17 protein-coding genes and 1 tRNA gene are annotated in these 16,598 nt (G+C 70.6%); 5 read left to right on the forward strand and 13 right to left on the reverse strand.

The genetic code is table 11. The features are described 5' to 3' along the window. Positions 1 to 51: 51 nt before the first annotated feature. The gene (locus OG780_RS02950; protein WP_328444337.1) at positions 52 to 456 is read left to right on the forward strand and encodes a hypothetical protein; all 405 of its coding nucleotides are present in this window, start codon (positions 52 to 54) and stop codon (positions 454 to 456) included. A gap of 33 nt (positions 457 to 489) precedes the next feature. Here the strand turns inward: OG780_RS02950 and OG780_RS02955 are convergent, their stop codons facing one another. Together OG780_RS02955 and OG780_RS02960 are read right to left on the reverse strand one after the other, a co-directional pair. Beyond that, on the reverse strand, positions 490 to 1,221 hold the full coding sequence (locus tag OG780_RS02955; RefSeq protein ID WP_328444339.1) for a ferritin-like domain-containing protein: 732 nt from the start codon (positions 1,219 to 1,221) through the stop codon (positions 490 to 492). Positions 1,222 to 1,360: 139 nt separating this feature from the next. Then, entirely contained in the window at positions 1,361 to 1,813 is a 453-nt protein-coding gene (locus OG780_RS02960; RefSeq protein ID WP_328444341.1) for a nuclear transport factor 2 family protein, read from the reverse strand. Positions 1,814 to 1,960: 147 nt separating this feature from the next. On the opposite strand from OG780_RS02960, the gene OG780_RS02965 reads away from it, so the two are divergent. Next, entirely contained in the window at positions 1,961 to 2,428 is a 468-nt protein-coding gene (locus OG780_RS02965) for a DUF5959 family protein (protein WP_328444343.1), read from the forward strand. A gap of 69 nt (positions 2,429 to 2,497) precedes the next feature. Here the strand turns inward: OG780_RS02965 and OG780_RS02970 are convergent, their stop codons facing one another. After that, complete coding sequence (locus OG780_RS02970) at positions 2,498 to 2,941, reverse strand: MarR family winged helix-turn-helix transcriptional regulator (RefSeq protein WP_328444345.1); 444 nt, start codon at positions 2,939 to 2,941, stop codon at positions 2,498 to 2,500. Positions 2,942 to 3,071: 130 nt separating this feature from the next. On the opposite strand from OG780_RS02970, the gene OG780_RS02975 reads away from it, so the two are divergent. Together OG780_RS02975 and OG780_RS02980 are read left to right on the forward strand one after the other, a co-directional pair. Next, on the forward strand, positions 3,072 to 3,485 hold the full coding sequence (locus tag OG780_RS02975; protein WP_328444347.1) for a DUF1398 domain-containing protein: 414 nt from the start codon (positions 3,072 to 3,074) through the stop codon (positions 3,483 to 3,485). Between the two features lie 294 nt (positions 3,486 to 3,779). Next, a complete protein-coding gene (locus tag OG780_RS02980) occupies positions 3,780 to 4,652 on the forward strand; it encodes an SDR family oxidoreductase (RefSeq protein ID WP_328444349.1) in 873 nt (290 codons plus the stop codon). A 73-nt stretch (positions 4,653 to 4,725) separates the two neighbouring features. Here the strand turns inward: OG780_RS02980 and OG780_RS02985 are convergent, their stop codons facing one another. Continuing rightward, complete coding sequence (locus OG780_RS02985) at positions 4,726 to 5,688, reverse strand: LysR family transcriptional regulator (RefSeq protein WP_328444351.1); 963 nt, start codon at positions 5,686 to 5,688, stop codon at positions 4,726 to 4,728. Positions 5,689 to 5,829: 141 nt separating this feature from the next. Here OG780_RS02985 and OG780_RS02990 point away from each other — a divergent pair, with 141 nt between their 5' ends. Beyond that, complete coding sequence (locus OG780_RS02990; RefSeq protein ID WP_328444353.1) at positions 5,830 to 7,080, forward strand: MFS transporter; 1,251 nt, start codon at positions 5,830 to 5,832, stop codon at positions 7,078 to 7,080. Positions 7,081 to 7,159: 79 nt separating this feature from the next. Here OG780_RS02990 and OG780_RS02995 read toward each other — a convergent pair whose 3' ends face one another. The 9 genes from OG780_RS02995 to OG780_RS03035 form a co-directional block, all read right to left on the reverse strand. Next, entirely contained in the window at positions 7,160 to 8,608 is a 1,449-nt protein-coding gene (locus OG780_RS02995) for a tannase/feruloyl esterase family alpha/beta hydrolase (protein ID WP_328444355.1), read from the reverse strand. A 227-nt stretch (positions 8,609 to 8,835) separates the two neighbouring features. Then, positions 8,836 to 9,705: a class I SAM-dependent methyltransferase gene (locus OG780_RS03000; RefSeq protein ID WP_328444357.1), complete on the reverse strand. Its 870-nt coding sequence runs from the start codon at positions 9,703 to 9,705 to the stop codon at positions 8,836 to 8,838. A gap of 70 nt (positions 9,706 to 9,775) precedes the next feature. Then, the gene (locus OG780_RS03005) at positions 9,776 to 10,609 is read right to left on the reverse strand and encodes a PIG-L family deacetylase (protein WP_328444360.1); all 834 of its coding nucleotides are present in this window, start codon (positions 10,607 to 10,609) and stop codon (positions 9,776 to 9,778) included. Positions 10,610 to 11,084: 475 nt separating this feature from the next. After that, positions 11,085 to 12,440: a beta-1,3-glucanase family protein gene (locus tag OG780_RS03010; RefSeq protein WP_328444362.1), complete on the reverse strand. Its 1,356-nt coding sequence runs from the start codon at positions 12,438 to 12,440 to the stop codon at positions 11,085 to 11,087. A 448-nt stretch (positions 12,441 to 12,888) separates the two neighbouring features. Further along, positions 12,889 to 13,635: a phosphotransferase family protein gene (locus OG780_RS03015; protein WP_328444364.1), complete on the reverse strand. Its 747-nt coding sequence runs from the start codon at positions 13,633 to 13,635 to the stop codon at positions 12,889 to 12,891. 67 nt (positions 13,636 to 13,702) lie between these two features. Beyond that, a complete protein-coding gene (locus OG780_RS03020; protein WP_328444366.1) occupies positions 13,703 to 14,656 on the reverse strand; it encodes a phytoene/squalene synthase family protein in 954 nt (317 codons plus the stop codon). 93 nt (positions 14,657 to 14,749) lie between these two features. After that, positions 14,750 to 16,000, reverse strand: a complete 1,251-nt coding sequence (locus OG780_RS03025; RefSeq protein ID WP_328444368.1) for an RNA polymerase sigma factor — start codon at positions 15,998 to 16,000, stop codon at positions 14,750 to 14,752. Continuing rightward, a complete protein-coding gene (locus OG780_RS03030) occupies positions 15,997 to 16,398 on the reverse strand; it encodes a YciI family protein (protein WP_328444371.1) in 402 nt (133 codons plus the stop codon). Before OG780_RS03030 ends, OG780_RS03025 begins: the two co-directional genes overlap by 4 nt. Positions 16,399 to 16,506: 108 nt before the next feature. Then, positions 16,507 to 16,579: transfer RNA gene (locus OG780_RS03035), tRNA-Trp, on the reverse strand. Between the last annotated feature and the right edge of the window lie 19 nt (positions 16,580 to 16,598).

A 16,598-nucleotide genomic window follows, 5' to 3' on the forward strand; every position in this document is an offset into this window, starting at 1 on the left:
AGATCTCGGCCCGCCTCAGCCGGCCGTCGGCAGGAAGAGCAGACTGTGCACATGCAGCTCCCCGCCGAAGCCGTTGCGTCCACCGCGCTGATCGAGGTCGTGAGGATCTCCGCCCTGCCGGCCAAGAAGGGTGCCCCTTACCCCGGCAGGGCGGTCGCCCTCTGGACGGGGAGCGAGGCCGCGAAAGCCCTGGCTTTGATCGAGGACCTGCCCGGCAGCGGACAGCAGCGCTGCGGCTTCTCACCCGGCTGGAGTGTCCGGTCGTACGAGGACTCTCTCGACCTGGCGTTGTTCGAGGCGGCGTTCTGTTTCCGCTGCCACGAGGTCCGCATGCAGGGAACGGCGGTGCCGGCCGCGCTGGCCACGCAGTTCTTCGACCCGGACACCCCGCCGGCCCAGGCCCTCCTGCACCTCTTCCGCGCGGCCACGCCGGTGACGGCCCAAGCTCGCTCCTGAAGAGGTCGTAGGAAGCGGTGGAGCTGTCCGTTGTCAGCTCGCGCCCGTCCATGCGTCCGGGCGGGGCACCAGCACGTCGGAGACCACCTCGCGGGACGAGGTCATGACGTCGACCACGAATCGCAGGCGCCCGATGCCGAGTCGGCGCAGTGCCGGGCCGTGGTCGGCGGCGACGACGAGAGAGACCGCGAGCAGAAGAAGTCGCCACAGGGCCATCACCGGGCGGCGCGTCGCGTGGGGCAGCTCCGCGAGGGAGGCGTGCAGTCGCTCGCAGTGGAACGGGACATGGCGCTGCTCGTCGGACAGGATCCGTCCCGCCACCTCCGTGGTGAGCGAGTCGTCGGTGCCATCGCGCAGGGCCCGGTAGTAACGCAGCGCCACCACTTCCGCGATCATCAGCACCAGTAGTTCCATGCGCAGGCCCATGAGACGCCGCAGCCGTACGAAGGCCGCGTCGCTCCAGTGCCCGGTCAACGTCGGCACGCCCCCCGCGGCCAGCAGCCGGGCAAGCAGACGGGCGTGGTTCTGTTCCTCGGCGACGAAGAGCCGGACCGCCTGCGCGTAGTCGGCGTCGCCGGCCTGATCCGCTTTGCCGACGAGGTTGGCGCCGTCACCGTCCTCGCCGACCTGGAAGCGCTGGATGCCGGCCCACACCGCCGGATGCAGCGTCGCGCTTCGCCCCCAGTCCGGATCACCCTGGGCGCGCCTGCGCTCGCGCTCGTCCTCGAACCGCCTTGTCCACTTGGCGAAGTCGCCCCTGTGCACCCGGTCTCCCCTCCCCGGGACACAGCCACCGTGCCCCGAAGAGGGACGACGCAGGCGGACACCGAACCGTTCCACTTCTTGCCTTCGCCTGCCAGGGCGTCAGGGCCGCCGAAATGGCCTCGTTGGTGAAAACGCGAGACTAGGGCCTTGAGGAAACATCCTTCCGCAACGATGCGATGAGTCGGTCAAGGTCCCCGCGCGCCGTGTACGTACGAATCGGGTCGATGTAGTCGCGTGATTCGATGATCTGGCCGTCCCGGACACGCATGACGAAGACGCAGGGCACCTTGGCCGTGGAGTCGTCCGGCAACGTGAACTCATAGGCGAACTCGGCGACGATCACTTCAGGATCGGCGGTCTCGTGAACGACGACATCGACGACCCGCCTCCTCGGCAAGGACTCCCGGACTTCCGGCGGCACCGTGAAGTGCTCCTGGAGCGCACGCCGACTCGTCAACGGCTCCGACTCCTGCGCCGCCATCGGATGCCGGACATCGGTGACCTCGCCATACAGGTCGGGCAACTCGTCGAAGTTCCCGCCGGCAACCCCATGAACAAGCTGGAGAAACACCTCGCGCGGACTCGGACTCACAAGACCTCCCCAAGTAGTACGCACAGGTGACCAGTGATCATTATCGCCTGATCCAGGCCGGTCTTGCGGGCTGTTTCGACCAGCGGCACCCCACCCGCTGACGCACGTGCATGATGACGAGAGTCGATGCGAGAGTGGGGAACAGGCATGGCAGAGGACAGCGTTGTGGATCTCATCCGTCTGGTCGACGGGGAGGGCGGTCTTGAGGTCAGGGTTCTCGGCCGGACGATGCCCGGGGTGTTGACCATGCACGATTACCTCGATGCGGAGATCGTCGTCACCAGCGGGTTCGCCCAAGGACGTCTCGAAGTGTGTCTGACTCCGGACGACTTGGACAGTTGGTCACAGGTCCTGAGAGAGATCGCAGCTGGGCGGAATGCCGTCTGGATGGATGACGGGCGTACCCCCGAGATCCGGTTCGAGCTGTCCGGTCGCAACGGGACTGCCGTGATCGTGGTGGCGGACATGGCCGCATCGGGGACATCCGTCCGTGTCCCGGTCCGCCTGGCCGGCGGATGGGCCGATGAGCACCACGAACGACTGCAGCGTGTCCGTGCCTCTTGGCCCCAGGAGGTTGTGGAGACCTCAATCGGCGTCTACGAGTGGCGGCGCTGAGCTGCTGAGAACCGGCGTCGGCAGACGAGTGCGCAGGCCGGAACGAGCCCAGCGACACCTCGGGGACGCCTACTCGCCTTCCCGTTGGCGCACTTGCTCGATCACTCGGCGCAGCAGGTCCCGGGCGGCGACGATGTCGGCGGAGGCGATGTCCGCGGAGAGCGCGCGGTGGGCCGCCGCGGCGCGGTCGGTGATCCCGGCCAGTACACGGCGTCCTCGGGGGGTGAGGCCAAGCAGCGGTGAGCTCCGGTGATCGGGGTTGGGCCGGAAGTCGGCCAGTCCGTCGCGGGCGAGGTCGTTGGCGATGCGCTGGACCCCCTGGCGGGTGATGCCCAGGCGGCGGGCGGCCCGGGCGACCGACAAGGGCTCGTCGGAGACGGCGCCGAGGACCTGCCATCGCGCCTGCGTCTGCCCTTCGGCCGCCGCGATCGCCTCCCCCGACCTGCGCAGCACGCCTGCCGCCTCATAGACGTCCGCGACCAGCAGGGCCATTTCGTCCGGCACATCAGGCACGCCGGTCACCTCTCTCCTCGTCGACAACATCCCTTTGACAACATATTGTCGTTCTGTAAGTTTGTTGTCATCGTACTACCGCCGTGAAACGTTCCTCGGCGCCCGCACATCACCTCTCCGGGAGAGCACCATGACCGACGCGATCGGCAATCTGCGGGCCGCGATGACGCGCGCGGACACCGTCCGTCCCCAGGCCGGCGGTTTCCCCCACCTCGCCGAGGTGCTGCGCCAGGCCGGTGTCACCCGCTGCGAGATGGCCGTGCCGTCCAACGCGATGCTCTACGTGACCGCCGCCGGCCCGGTCGCGGTCCAAGGAGAGCCGCTGATCACCGGCACGGTCGACGTCCCGCCGTTCGACCGCGAAGCGCTGGTCGAGGCGCTGCGCGCCGACCAGGCGGGCCGGACCACGTTCCCCGAGTTCGTCCAGGGCTGCTGGAAGGCGGGAGTCGTCCGGTACGACGTCGACCTGGTGGCGCGCACCTGCACGTACTACGGCGCCGACGGTGACTCCTACGTCGAGTCGTACGCGGCGGTCGAGATCTGAACCGGGCCGAACACAGCCCTCCTGTAAGGGAGTTGGCGAGCAGACTGGGCACCGGCTCGGTCGACGACGCCATTCCCTCACGGACAACCGCGACATCACCGACGGGACCGCCGAGCCCGTCCGGCGAGCCCATCCACCGAACCACCGTCACACTCGTCCGGTAGCCCCTTCACCCGCATCCGCCACCCCGCGGACCGGCCGACCACCGGCCGACCCGCTGCCCGCCGCCACGGCCACCGTGGCGAAACCGACGCCCGGCGCCCGGCACCCTGCGCCCGCTCAAGGAGGAGAACGTTGGCTCCCACCGATGCCACCTACGCGATCACCGGAGCCTCCGGCCGCCTGGGCGGGCGTATCGCACGCAGGCTGGCCGCCGCCGGAATCGCGCAGACCCTCCTGGCCCGCACCCCCTCCCGTGCTCCGCAGCTGACCGGCGCGATCGCGGTGCCCGGCGCGTACGACGACCACGAAGCCCTCCTGCGCGCCCTGCGCGGCACCGACCGCGTCCTGATGGTCTCGGCCTCGGAGTCCCCCGACCGGCTCCGGGACCACCGCACCTTCATCGATGCCGCGGCTCAGACCGGTGTCGCTCACCTCGTCTACATCTCCTTCTACGGGGCCGCACCCGACGCGACCTTCACCCTGGCCCGGGACCACTGGCACACCGAACAGCACATCCGTGCCGCCGGCATCCCCTTCACCTTCCTGCGTGACAACCTCTACGCCGACTTCATGCCCGCTCTCGTGGGCGCCGACGGCGTCATCCGCGGGCCGGCCGGTGACGGCAGAGCGGCATTGGTCGCCCAGGACGACATCGCCGACGCCGCGGTGGCGGTACTGCTCGATCCGTATCCGCACACCGGCCGCACGTACGAGCTCACAGGACCGCAGTCCCTCACCCTCACCGAAGTGGCCCGGATCCTCACCGCCGTCGGCGGCCCACCGGTCTCCTACGTCCCGGAGACGACCGAGGAGGCGTACGCCTCCCGCGCGCGATACGGGGCGCCCGACTGGCAGCTCGACGCATGGGTGTCCACGTACGCGGCGATCGCCGACGGGTCTCTCGCCACCGTGACCACCGCCGTCGAGGACCTCACCGGACACCGGGCGACTTCACTGGACGAGGTCCTGCGGGCGGGAACCGAAGGGCGGCCCTCTTCTCCGTGAGGACGGCGGCTGCCCGGGGGCGGCGCGAGGTGACGCCTGTCCAGCCCTGCGACGGCAAGGCGGTCCGCCGCGATCAGCGCGGGATCACCCAGCCCGGGGTCCAGGTCCCGGCCGTGTCGTGACCGGCCGCCGCGGCGGCGAGGTAGGCGCGGAGCGTGGCCAGCGCCGGGCTCGGATTGTCCCGGTGCCACAGAAGCGAGTGCGGGTACACGGGGGTCGGATCGGTCACCGGGATCAGCCGCAGACCGCGCTCGTCGCGCCAGACGTTGGGGGCACCTCCCTGCGACAGCCTCGGGAGGGTCCGCTCACCCATGAACGTGGCGAGCGCCGGAGTGTCGGCGACGGTGTCGAGGAGCGCGTCGGAGCCGAAGTTCGGACCGGTCGCCTCGATGGTGAGTCCGAACTCGGCGGCGAGGTCGTCGTAGTACGCGGCCCACTCGGTCCCGGGCACGATGCCCGGCATCCAGATCCGGTGACCGACTAGCTCGGCGACGGTCACCGAAGGGGCCCCGGCCAGCGCGTGGGCAGGGCCGGTGAGCAGGTGGAGCGGCTCGTCGAGCACACGGACCGACTCGATGTCCTCGGGCAGGGGCCGGCCCGGCACGGCGACGGCACGGAAGGACGCGTCGATCGCACCCGACCGGATGGCGGCGGTCGCCGCCTCGATCTCGAACAGCATCACCACGTCGAGGTCGACCTCGGGGTACGTACGGTGGAAGCCGCGCATCAGGCCCGACGCCGCGCCGCGCGAGGCGATGATGTCGACGCGCAACGGGCGGCGGCCGGTGCGCACGGACGCGACCGCGCGTTCGGACACGCGCAGCAGCTCACGCGCGTGGGGCAGGAACGCCTGGCCGTCGATGGTGAGCTCGGCGCCTCGCGGTGTGCGGGTGAACAGCCGCACACCGAGGGTTCGCTCCAGCACGGCGACGCGTTTGGAGACGGCCTGCTGGGTGACCGCCAGCTCGGCGGCGGCCTCCTGGAACTGCCCCGCGTCGGCGACGGCGACGAACGTCCGGACAGTGTCGAGGTCCACATGGCCACCCTAGCGCCACAACCGATGGTTGTGGCGCGCGCTCATGCGGTTGTTTGATCCTCGGTCGCGGTGCTCGCTTTGATGGCTTCGGACGCGGATAGGCCGTGCGGGACGAGGGGCGAGGTGCGAGGGGTGTCGGGCATGAGGAGCGGGCACCGGCTGGGGCGGCGGTTCGGGTGGCTCTGGGGGGCGTACGGGGCGAGCGCGCTCGGCACCTGGCTGGCCTTCGGCTCGTTCGAGCTGATCGCCATCCGGGTGCTGCACGCCGGACCGGCCGAGGTCGCCGTGCTCTCCTCCGTGGGGGCCGCGGTGGGCGCCGCCGTGGCGGTGCCGCTGGGCCCGTGGGTGGAGTTCCGCCGCAAGCGGCCGGTGCTCGTGACGATGGACCTGGTGCGGTTCGCCGCGCTGCTGACGATCCCCGCCGCCTTCGCGCTCGGCGCGCTCACCTTCGTTCAGCTCCTGCTCGTCTCGGTGGTCGTCGCGGCGGCCGACATCACCTTCCGCGCCGCCTCCGGCGCGTATCTGAAGACCCTCGTACCGGCCGAGCACCTGCTGGTCGCGGGCGCCCGGTTCGAGTCGACGGCCTGGACCACCACGATCATCGGACCTCCGCTGGGCGGCGCGGCGATCGGGCTTCTGGGTCCGGTGGCGACGGTGGTGGCCGACGGGGTCAGCTATCTGCTCTCCGCCCTGGGCATCCGCGCGACGGGCGGGCACGAACCGCCGCCCGAACGCCGGGAGGCCGCGCGCATGCGAGCCTCGGACCTGCTCGACGGCTGGCGGTACATCCTCGCCGACCGCACCCTGCGTCCGCTGTTCTTCAACACAGCCGTGTTCAACGGCCTGGTGATGGCCGCCCAGCCGCTGCTGGCCGTCCTGATGCTCGGCAGGCTCGGGTTCACGCCGTGGCAGTACGGCCTGGCCTTCGCCGCGCCCTCGATCGGCGGGCTGCTCGGTTCACGGCTGGCCCGACCGCTGGTCACCCGGTTCGGGCAGCATCGGGTCCTGGTCGGGTCCGGGGCGCTGCGCGCTCTCTGGCCGCTCGGCCTCGCCTTCCTGGGGCCGGGCACCGGAGGGCTGCTGCTGGTGATGGGCGTCGAGCTCGGGCTCATCTTCTGCTGCGGGGTCTTCAACCCCGTCTACTCCACCTACCGTCTCGAACGCACCGCGAACGACCGGGTCGCCCGGACGCTGACGGCCTGGGCGGTGACGACGAAGGGCTCGACCGCACTCCTGACGGCACTGTGGGGCGTACTGGGCGCCCTGCTCGGCCCGCGTACGGCCATCGCCCTGGCCGGCGTGCTCCTGCTGGCGACCCCGCTGCTTCTCCCCCGGCGAGCCGAGGCGCCCGCCGCCGGAGCGGAGGCGGCCCCGGCACCGGGGCGCGTCTGAGGCCTTCCGGCCGGCCTCCGCGCCGGGCCGCCGAGGATGTGGCCGGGCGGAGGCGGCGGGAGGGCGGTCGCCTCGGCCGCTACCCCAGGGGGCATTCGGTCAGCAGCGCCGTACCGTCCGCGGCCGCCGGGCGCGGCACGGTGTGGCCGGCCGGAGGGCGTCCTTCACCCGCCAGCCAGCGTTCCAGCGCCGTGAAGGCCGAGCGGTGGCAGGGGGTCATCGGACGGAGTCGGTCCGGGAAGGCGTCGACGAGCGAGTCGGTGTGCGTCCCGTCCGCGATGCGGTAGTACCGCAGCAACGGTCCCCGCCCGGCATCGCGCACCATACGGACGTAGACGTCCGCGTCGCGGCTGATCGGCAGCAGCACGTCGAGCGTGCCCTGGAGGGTGATGAGCGGCTTGCCGATGCGCCCGGTCAGCGCGATGCGGTCGACGGCGCGGTGCACCGCCCGCGGCCTCGCGCCGTAGTCGTAGTCGGCGTCGCAGGCGGGGGTTCCGGAGGCGCAGAACGGGGTTCCCGCCTCGGTCGTCCCGTCGTAGCCGGGGTCCAGTTCCTCACGGTAGAGGCGCTGGGTCAGATCCCAGTAGGTCTTGTGGTGATAGGGCCAGAGGAACTCCGATCCGGCCGGATAGCCTGCCGCGTGCAGCGCCTCCTGGGCCGCCTCGGCACCGGGTCCGCCGGCAGCGTAGGCCGGGTAAGCGCGCAGCGCGGGCGGCAGGAAGGTGAGCAGGCCGGGTCCGTCGGAGGTCCAGAGGGTGCCCTCCCAGTCGACTCCCCCGTCGTAGAGCTCGGGGTGGTTCTCCAGTTGCCAGCGGACCAGGTAGCCGCCGTTGGAGATGCCCGTGGCGATGGTGCGGGAGGGGGATTTCCCGTAGCGCTGCCTGACGACGGCGCGGGCGGCCCGGGTGAGCTGGGTGAGCCTGGTGTTCCACTCGGCGATGGCGTCGCCGGGGCGGTCGCCGTCCCGGTAGAAGGCGAGGCCGGTGTTGCCCTTGTCGGTGGCGGCGTAGGCGTAGCCGCGCGAGAGCACCCAGTCGGAGATCGCACGGTCGTTGGCGTACTGCTCGCGGTTGCCCGGTGTTCCGGCGACGACGAGTCCGCCGTTCCAGTGGTCGGGCAGCCGGATGACGAACTGCGCGTCGTGCGTCCAGCCGTGGTTGGTATTGGTGGTGGACGTGTCGGGGAAGTAGCCGTCGATCTGGGTCCCGGGCACTCCGCTGGGCGTCGGCAGGTCCTTGGGCGTCAGGCCCGCGTAGTCGGCCGGATCGGTGTGTCCGGAGGCCACGGTCCCGGCGGTGGTCAACTCGTCGAGACAGACGGCCTGTTGGAAGGCAGCGCCGGGTACCCGCGGCGGATCGCCCGCGGAACAGAGCCCGGCGGGTGCGCCGTGGCCGACGGCGGCGGGTGACGGCGTGGCCGACGCGACGACGCCCGGACCGGCAATCGCGAGCAACAGCGCGCAGAGCGCGGCCCGCCGTCGGGGCCGCCGTCCGCCGGGTGGGGTGACGTCCGTACTGGGGTGGCGCATCCGGGACCTCGAATCCGAGTGGGATGGGGTGGACGCGCCGGAGGCTAGTGACAGGGGGACCGTCGGGGACATGTGCCGGCCCGCCATGATGACGGCCGCAGGAGAGGCGTCGTCCACCATGGCGCGATCCGCGGGCGCGGGCGTGCTCCGGCGGCGGGATGCGCAATAGGCCCCGTCATCGCGATGGGGGCTGCCCGGCCAGGACATGCCCCGGTCGATTCCTCAGGTCATCGGCTCTCCGCGACGGCTACGCGACCTGACCGCAAGGAGGTCCGCCCGCGTGTCGGGATGCCGAGGGTGTCCGCGAGGGCGAGGAGGTTGTCGTCCGACACCACCCCCAGGCCGAACTCCGCGAGCAGTTCGGCCATCTGCTGCGGTCGCCACAGCGAGCGCCACGGCTCGCCCGAGGTGATCGAACTGCCGAGCACGCGTGTCAGCAGTCGGCCCACCGCCGCCCTCGCCGACGGTGCCTGGTAGTTGACGACGAGTGCGCTGCCCGGGACCGTCCGGGCGACGAGGGCGGCCACCGTGGCACGTACCTCGTTCCGCGTGAGGTAGGGGACGACGCCCTCCCAGAGCCATGTCGTCGGCGCGGATGGATCGTGACCCGCGGCATCCAACGCCGCACCGAGATCATCGACGGCGAGATCGACCGGTGTGAACTGCACGGAACGGGCGGTGGCCGACAGCCCGGCGGCGAGACGGGCGCGCTTGTCCTTCTGGGAGGCCGGATGGTCCACCTCCCACACATCGGTCCGCGCGAGCTCGGGCAGACGCCACGCTCGTGTGTCCAGACCGGCGCCGAGAATCACCAACTGGCCGGTCGCACGGGCGCGCAGTGCCTCGTCGATCGCCACTGTCCGCGGCACGACCACCTCGGCGCACGCCCGCACACTCTCGTACACGGTGCGCTCCCGCCAGCCCCTCGGCGGAGTGTTCGAGCGCACCTCGTCCACGGGCGTACGTTCCGCGACGCGCAGCAGCCGCACCGCCACCGGATCCGCGAACCGGCCTGGAGCGGCCAGCCCGTCCGCGGCCGCCCGCCCCTGACAGACCAGCACCGCCGTCCGGCTCGCCGCACGTCCACGCTCACTCATGGAGCCACATTCAACACCACCCCGGCGGTCTGCCCTGATCGGAGCGGACCGCCGGGCTCTGACGGGCGGATCAGCGCAGTCCGGCGAAGAGATCGTTCTCGGGTACGGCCGCGCCGGTGGCGTCCTGGACACGTACGAAGGTCTCCATGCCCATCAGCTCGCCGAACCTCTCCTTGCCCATCTTGAGGAAGAAGATGTTCTCGCCCTGGCTGGCGTGCGCGGCCAGCGCGTCGAACTTCTGACCGCTGAACGCGGTGGCGTCCACCCACGTGGTGATCTCGTCGTCGGGGAGGCCGATCTCGGCCAGCGCGGCGGCCTCGGCGGGATCCGGCTCCGGCATGTCCTCATGGAACTCGCGCATGATCTCGCCGAACCGCTGCATCATCGAGCGGGGCATCGTGGTCCAGTACACCTTCGGTGTCAGCTCGGTCATCTCCAGCGCCGCCATCGTGATGCGGTGGGCCTGGATGTGGTCGGGGTGGCCGTAGAAGCCGTTCTCGTCATAGGTGACGACCACATCGGGCTGGTAGTGCCGCATGAGTTCGGCGAGTCGAGTGGCGCCTTCCTGCACGGGAGTCCCCCAGAAGGATCCGGGGGCGTCGTTGCTCGCCCAGCCCACCATCCCGGAGTCGGCATAGTCCAGCGTCTCCAGATCGCTGATCTTCAGGACCTCACAGCTCTCCTCGAGTTCTTGACGGCGCATCAAGGCGACGGCCGCCGGATCGTGCCCGGGATCGCCCGGCTTGACACCCCCTGGTCCGTCACCGCAACGGCCGTCGGTACACGTCACGAGAACCGTGCGGATGCCTTCCGCCGCGTACCGCGCGAGGACCCCTCCGGTTCCGGTGGCCTCGTCGTCGGGGTGGGCGTGCACTGCCATGAGCGTCAAGGGCCGGTCAGTCATGAAACAGTCCTCCTGCAGAAAAATACGTCCTGGTCCGAATGCGCGGCGGGCGTACCGCGATCCCGGGGCCCGGATCCTGGCGGGGCGGACGACCTCCTGGTCTCCGTGTTCCCCGCCCGCGCGGCGCCGGTCCCTCGGTCGGTGCAACCGTGCCGGCGGCACCGCCTGTTCCCGGCGCGGCCCACGAGATCCGCGACCCGTCCAAGCTACGGCCCGACGAGGTGGAGCTCACCGAGGGTGAGCTCGGGCGCGTTCAGTCTGCTCCTGGAGGTGGGCGGCGGCGTTGATGCCGAGCAGGCCGGGGCGCCGCCGGCCGTGGTACGACCGGCGGCGCCCCGGTCTCTTCGCCACCTGTCCGCGGGCGGACAAGGCCGTGCCGGACCCGTCCGGGATCCTCGATCCCGGCGTCGTGGTCGACCCCCTTCGCCGACACGACGGCGCCGAGCCGGCACGGCCCCCGTGGTAGCGGACCCGGCTACCAGCCGACGGCGACCAGCAGCCACTGCGGGCTGCCGTGGGAGACGAAGGAGGACTGACCCGCCACGTCGTCGTAGGGGAAGCCGTAGGCGAGGTTGTTGATGGCGTTGTCGTGCCAGAACCTGGCGTAGTAGTTGGCGGGCGCCGCCTTGTAGTACTGAGCGGGATCGCCCTGTTGCGAGGCTGGCAGGGTCGCCACATGGCGGTTGAGGGCGGCGCACATATTGGGGTTGCTCGCGAGGGCCGCCGCGCAGCCGAAGATGTCGGAGGTGGCCGCGTTCACGCCCACGGACTGGGCGTAGGAGGTGAAGTAGCCGGCGTTGGCGCCGCCCGCCCGGAAGCTCGGGTCGCTGCCGGGCGCGATGATCCGGTACGGGGACTGGGTCTGGGCCAGCACCTTGAACTGGTCGGGGACGGCGGCCGTGAACCGCTGGAAGGTCGTCGCGCGGTCCTCGGCGAAGGTCTGCCGGTTCTCGCCGACCTCGACGTCGTACCCGTCCTTGGAGTGCAGGCGCATGGCCAGTTTGAGGCCGAAGGCGTCGACCCTGGTGGTGTTGCCGTTGAAGACGTCGTTGCCGACGGTGAACTCGATGAAGTCGTAGTACGGACCGTTCGGCGAACCCAGGTAGAAGTACATGCGGCCCGCGGAGTTCGCCGGCATGTCGAGGTAGGGCTGCTCGGCGATGGAGTGGACCTGGCCGTTGAAGCTCCAGTACACCTGGCTGTCGGGGTACTTGCCGTTGGTGCGGTTGAGGACTTTCACCTCGACGGCGTTGTTCGCGGCGGGTATGTCGCCAGTGCTGCCCCAGAAGTCGTCCGGCGGGGTGGTGCTTCCGGGCCCGTACACCTGGAACTCCCACAGGGAGTAGCCGTACGGGGTGGCTCGCGCCGTTCCGAGGACGCGCACGTATCTGCCGCTGCCGGTGACGTTGATGTTCTGCACGCCACCGGTGCCGGTCGTCGTGGAGTACACGGTGGCCCAGGTGTTCGCGTCCGCGGAGGTCTGGATCTGGAACGACTTGCCGTAGGCGGCCTCCCAGTTCAGGGTGACGCGGGTGATCTGCTGGACCGACCCGAGATCGACACGCAGCCACTGGGGGTCGGAGAAGGCCGAGGACCACCGGGTGCCGGTGTTCCCGTCGACCGCGGCCCCGGCGGGGAAGGATCCGTTCTCGACCGATGAGGCCGCGGCGGGCCGTCCCTGCGACAGCAGTTGGTCGGCGGCGTGCGCGGAGGACGGACTCAGGAAGGCGACGCAGGCGGCGAGCAGGACGACGACGAGACCGAGAGCCGTACGGGCCCGTGCGGTTCTGCTCGACGGCCGGTGGGGAAGGGCGCTGGCTAAGGACTGCATGCGGGATCTCCTCATGCCGGGTCGGCGTGTGTGGGGGCGGAGCAACAGCAGACGGAGAGCGCTCTCTCCGGGTTGTATCCCCGCATGTTCCGGACGTCAACAACTGAAGCCGAAATGAAGGGAGTTCGCGTACCGGGGCCCAGCAGAACGCCATCTCTCACCGCTTGAACCGCGTCCGGCACCCCGACGCGTTCGAACCCCGACGACGCGCCCGGCTCGCATCGGGCCGCGCATTCAAGAGTTGACCTCTTCGAGGGGACGCCACGCGGCCGGGACATGGGCGGACCGCTCGGCGTGCCACCCTCCCCTCCCCTCCCAGGAAGGCTTCCTGGTTGTCGGCTCGCCGTTCCCACCGGATCCGCAGGCGTCGGAAGCCGTGCGACCGGTCGGGAGCAAGGGAGGCGCTCGATGCGTCAGAACGCACTCACAGCAGTCGGGCCGCGCAGCCTCACATCCGGGATCTCAGCACGTCGACCTCACAGCCCGGCGCGAACGGGTCGAAGCCGTGCTCGGTCAGCCAGCGAACCACCAGCAGGCTGCGCAACGACCACCACGCGTGGATCACGTCGAGGTCGACGTCGGTGCCATAGCCGGCGACGACGTCGTCGAGGTGCTCCTCGTGTCCGAGCGTGAAGGTGGCGAGGTCGTACAGGGCATCACCCTGGCCCGCCTCTGACCAGTCGATGATGCCGGTGACCTCGTCTCCGTCGACGAAGACGTGCGCGATCTGCAGGTCGCCGTGCGTGAACGCCGGAGTCCACGGCCGGAGCGCGGCCTCGGCGACCTGGCGGTTGCGGGTGATCAGGTCGGCGGGCAGGACGCCGTTCGTCACGAGCGACTCGCACTCGTCGTCGAGTTCCGCCGCCAGCGCGACGACGCTCCGGCCGGCCCGGCCCGGCAGGGGCGGCAGCGGCGCGTCGTGCAGCTTCCGGATGGCGGCACCCGCCGCGGCCCACGCCGCCGGCGACCCGGTCGACGGCCCGCCGAGGCGCCCGAGCGTCGCCCCCGGGAGCGCGGCGATCGCGAGCACGGGCGGCTTGCGCCACAGGACCTCCGGGGTCGGGACCGGCGCCAAGGCCATCGCCTCGACCTCGACGTCGATGCGCGCCTGATCGGCGTCCACCTTCAGGAACACGTCGCCGACGCGCAGAGTCGCGCGCTCGGAATGGGCGACGACGACTTCGACCTCATCCATGGGCGACCAGTATCCCGGGGCTGATCGCCGACGTCGCCGGGTTTATCGCGTGCGATGACGCTCGTGATCATTGGGGGGCAGGGCTGGGACGGAGCGATGTCTGGCGCGTTCGCCGAACGGCCCGGTACTGACGTGCCAGCACGCCCAGCAGCGCCGGTACGGAAGGGCGCGCGCCGCCGTCGGCGAGTTCGCCGCCCTTCCGGCTGAGCGCGACCAACCGGAGTTCCTGCACCTGCAGCAGGGCGGTGACGAAGGGGCGTGTCCCCGGTGGCACCAAGCTCACCAGTTGTCCGCTTGCGGACAGACGTGGGCGAGCCAATTCGATCTGTTCTTGGACCAGTTGGCCCAGTCGCGCGCGGACGGCGTCCGTGGGGCCCCGCAGAGCCGCGACGGACAGACCGTGCCGTTCCAGATCCTCGCCCGGGATGCCGACCTGCCCCTGTGCCGCGTCCTCCGCGAGGTCGTCGAGGAAGTCGATGCGCTGCATCGCCTCGATGAGGTCACGGCAGCGCCGCACGAACACCTCGCCGTCCGTGGCGTCCCCACGCTCCAAAAGACAGACCAGGAGCATGAAGGCGGGCAGCGCGTAACCGTCGACGTAGGACTGCAGTTCGTCCTCGGTGTCGAAACCCGTGTACTCGACCTCGTGCCGTGCCCCGCGCAGGAAGGCTTCGACGGACTGCCGCAGCTCAGGGCGTCGCGTGGCCGCGTCCCCGAGCGCCCTGAGCGTCGCATCGGTAGTGGTCCCACCGTCAAGTACCGCACGTGTGGCGGACGTCCACAACTCCAGCGCCGTGCCGCGCGCTTCACGTGTGCCCGTATCGATGCGCTCGTCCGTCTCGTGCATGAAGGCGACCGCGGCGATGACCGGTGGGTGCAGGCGTGCCGGAAGCAGGAGGCGGACGGTCAGATACTCCGCGGTTCTGAATCGCCTGACGAACGCGCGCTGTTGACCGTATGCGATCCGTAGGTCCGGCTCGGTGATGCCGATCTCGCGCAGTGTGCAGGCCCACGTGGGCATGTCGCATTCCCTACTCGGTCTCTGACTTCCGGGTCGGAAGTTGTGCTGGTGAAGATGACGAGTTCGCCCACGGAGGACGTGGATGACCGTACGTCAGCCGGTCGGCAGGGGCGAACTCTGGTGCAACCGGGCTGCCTTGGTCGTGAGGTAGCGCTGCTCGGGGATGCTGGTGGTGAGGGCTGCCGCCAGGCGGTAGTGGCGCAGGGCCGGTGTCGACTCTCCCGCCATCTCCAGCAGGTGGGCCCGCACCGCGTGCGTCCGGTGATGGCCGGCGAGGGGGCCCCGGTCGTCGGCGTCCAGCCGGTCGAGCAGCGCCAGGGCGGCGGCCGGACCGTCGACCATCGCGAGGGCCACCGCGCGGTTGAGGGTGACCAACGGGCTGCCCGTCACGTGTTCGAGCAACTCGTACAGGCCGTGGATCTGCGGCCAGTCGGTGTCCTGAGCGCGAACGGCGGCGTCGTGCACGGCCGCGATGGCGGCCTGCAACCGGTACGCGCCGGGCCGCCCTCCCTTCGCGAACGTGCCGATGACCAGCGTGGAACCCTCCTGGATCAGGCGGCGGTTCCACAGCGTGCGGTCCTGCTCGGCCAAGGGGACCAGCTCGCCGTGCGGGCCGGTGCGCGCCGGGCGGCGGGCCTCGGTCAGCAGCATCAGGGCCAGCAGCCCGGCCACCTCACCCTCGTCCGGCAGGATCCGGTGCACCTGCCGGGCCAGCCGGACGGCCTCACCGGACAGGTCGGCACGGTGCAGGACCGAGCCGCCCGAGGCGGTGTAGCCCTCGTTGAACAGCAGGTACAACACGTGCAGTACAGAGCCGAGCCGCGCGGGCCAGTCCGGCGCACCCGGTACGGGCACCCCGAACGGCACCGAGGACGCCTTCAGGCGCTGCTTGGCCCGGCTGATGCGCTGCGCCATCGTCGCCTCGGGGACCAGGTAGGCGGCTGCGATCTGGGCGGTCGTCAGTCCGCCGACGGCCCGCAGGGTCAGGGCGATCGCCGAGGCGGGCGTGAGCGTGGGATGACAGATCATGAACAGCACCGCGAGAGTGTCGTCGTCGGCCAGGCCCGCGTCGGGGGCCGGCTCCCTCGCGACACGTTCCTCGCGTCGCCGTCGTGCCGTCTCGCCACGCATCTGGTCGGTGTAGCGGCGCGTGGCGGTCCGCAGCAGCCAGCCGCGCGGGTTCTCCGGCACCCCGTGGGCGGGCCAGTGCCGGGCCGCGGCGATCAGGGCTTCCTGGACGGCGTCCTCACACGCGTCGAAGTCCCCCAGGCGTTGCGCGAGCGTGCCGAGGACCTGCGGCGCCAGCTCGCGCAGCAGGTCCTCGACGATCGGGCCGTCCGTCACAGGTCGAACGCGATGTCGTTCATGACCTGGCGCACCTCGACCGGCTGCCGCGTCGGAACCCCGCCGGGTCCGGGCACCGCCGAAATCCTGGCGGCTATCTCCAGCGCCCGGGCCTCGGACTCCACGTCGATGACATTGAACCCGGCCAGAACCTCCTTGGACTCCGGGAACGGCCCGTCGGTCACCACCGGCGCCGAAGCTCCGTCCGCGCGCACGATCCTGGCGCGACGCGGGTCGGCGAGCCCGGTGAACTGCACCATCTCACCGCTCGCGACCAGTTCCTTGGTCAACGCCTCGTAGTAGTCGAAGTGTGCCGTGACATCGTCCGGGGCCCACTCGTCCATGGACTGCTCGAACTCTCCACCGTCGTGGTTGACCAACAACAGGAACTTCGGCACATGAACTCCTCGATCTTCGGCCCGCCCAGTCTGGCGCTCTCCCCCTATGAACGGAGCCGCCCAAGGGTTCTCTACATCGCCGACGAAGAAATTCCCGAAAATCCACAGCAGGGGAGGCAGGAGTCGAACCTGCGACGTCCGGATTTGGAAGCCGGCGCTCTGGCCTCTGAGCTACACCCCTTCGACACGTGCAAGCTTGC

It is taken from the genome of Streptomyces sp. NBC_00386, assembly GCF_036063235.1.
In the GTDB taxonomy this organism is placed as follows: domain Bacteria; phylum Actinomycetota; class Actinomycetes; order Streptomycetales; family Streptomycetaceae; genus Streptomyces.

What these genes read in the sequence shown, in the direction of transcription:
- OG780_RS03005 (WP_328444360.1), bottom strand. Translation starts at nt 10,609, where the DNA reads ATGACTGACCGGCCCTTGACGCTCATGGCAGTGCACGCCCACCCCGAC.
- OG780_RS03000 (WP_328444357.1), bottom strand. Translation starts at nt 9,705, where the DNA reads ATGAGTGAGCGTGGACGTGCGGCGAGCCGGACGGCGGTGCTGGTCTGT.
- OG780_RS02950 (WP_328444337.1), top strand. Translation starts at nt 52, where the DNA reads ATGCAGCTCCCCGCCGAAGCCGTTGCGTCCACCGCGCTGATCGAGGTC.
- OG780_RS03015 (WP_328444364.1), bottom strand. Translation starts at nt 13,635, where the DNA reads ATGGATGAGGTCGAAGTCGTCGTCGCCCATTCCGAGCGCGCGACTCTG.
- OG780_RS02990 (WP_328444353.1), top strand. Translation starts at nt 5,830, where the DNA reads ATGAGGAGCGGGCACCGGCTGGGGCGGCGGTTCGGGTGGCTCTGGGGG.
- OG780_RS03020 (WP_328444366.1), bottom strand. Translation starts at nt 14,656, where the DNA reads ATGCCCACGTGGGCCTGCACACTGCGCGAGATCGGCATCACCGAGCCG.
- OG780_RS03010 (WP_328444362.1), bottom strand. Translation starts at nt 12,440, where the DNA reads ATGCAGTCCTTAGCCAGCGCCCTTCCCCACCGGCCGTCGAGCAGAACC.
- OG780_RS02965 (WP_328444343.1), top strand. Translation starts at nt 1,961, where the DNA reads ATGGCAGAGGACAGCGTTGTGGATCTCATCCGTCTGGTCGACGGGGAG.
- OG780_RS02975 (WP_328444347.1), top strand. Translation starts at nt 3,072, where the DNA reads ATGACCGACGCGATCGGCAATCTGCGGGCCGCGATGACGCGCGCGGAC.
- OG780_RS02995 (WP_328444355.1), bottom strand. Translation starts at nt 8,608, where the DNA reads ATGCGCCACCCCAGTACGGACGTCACCCCACCCGGCGGACGGCGGCCC.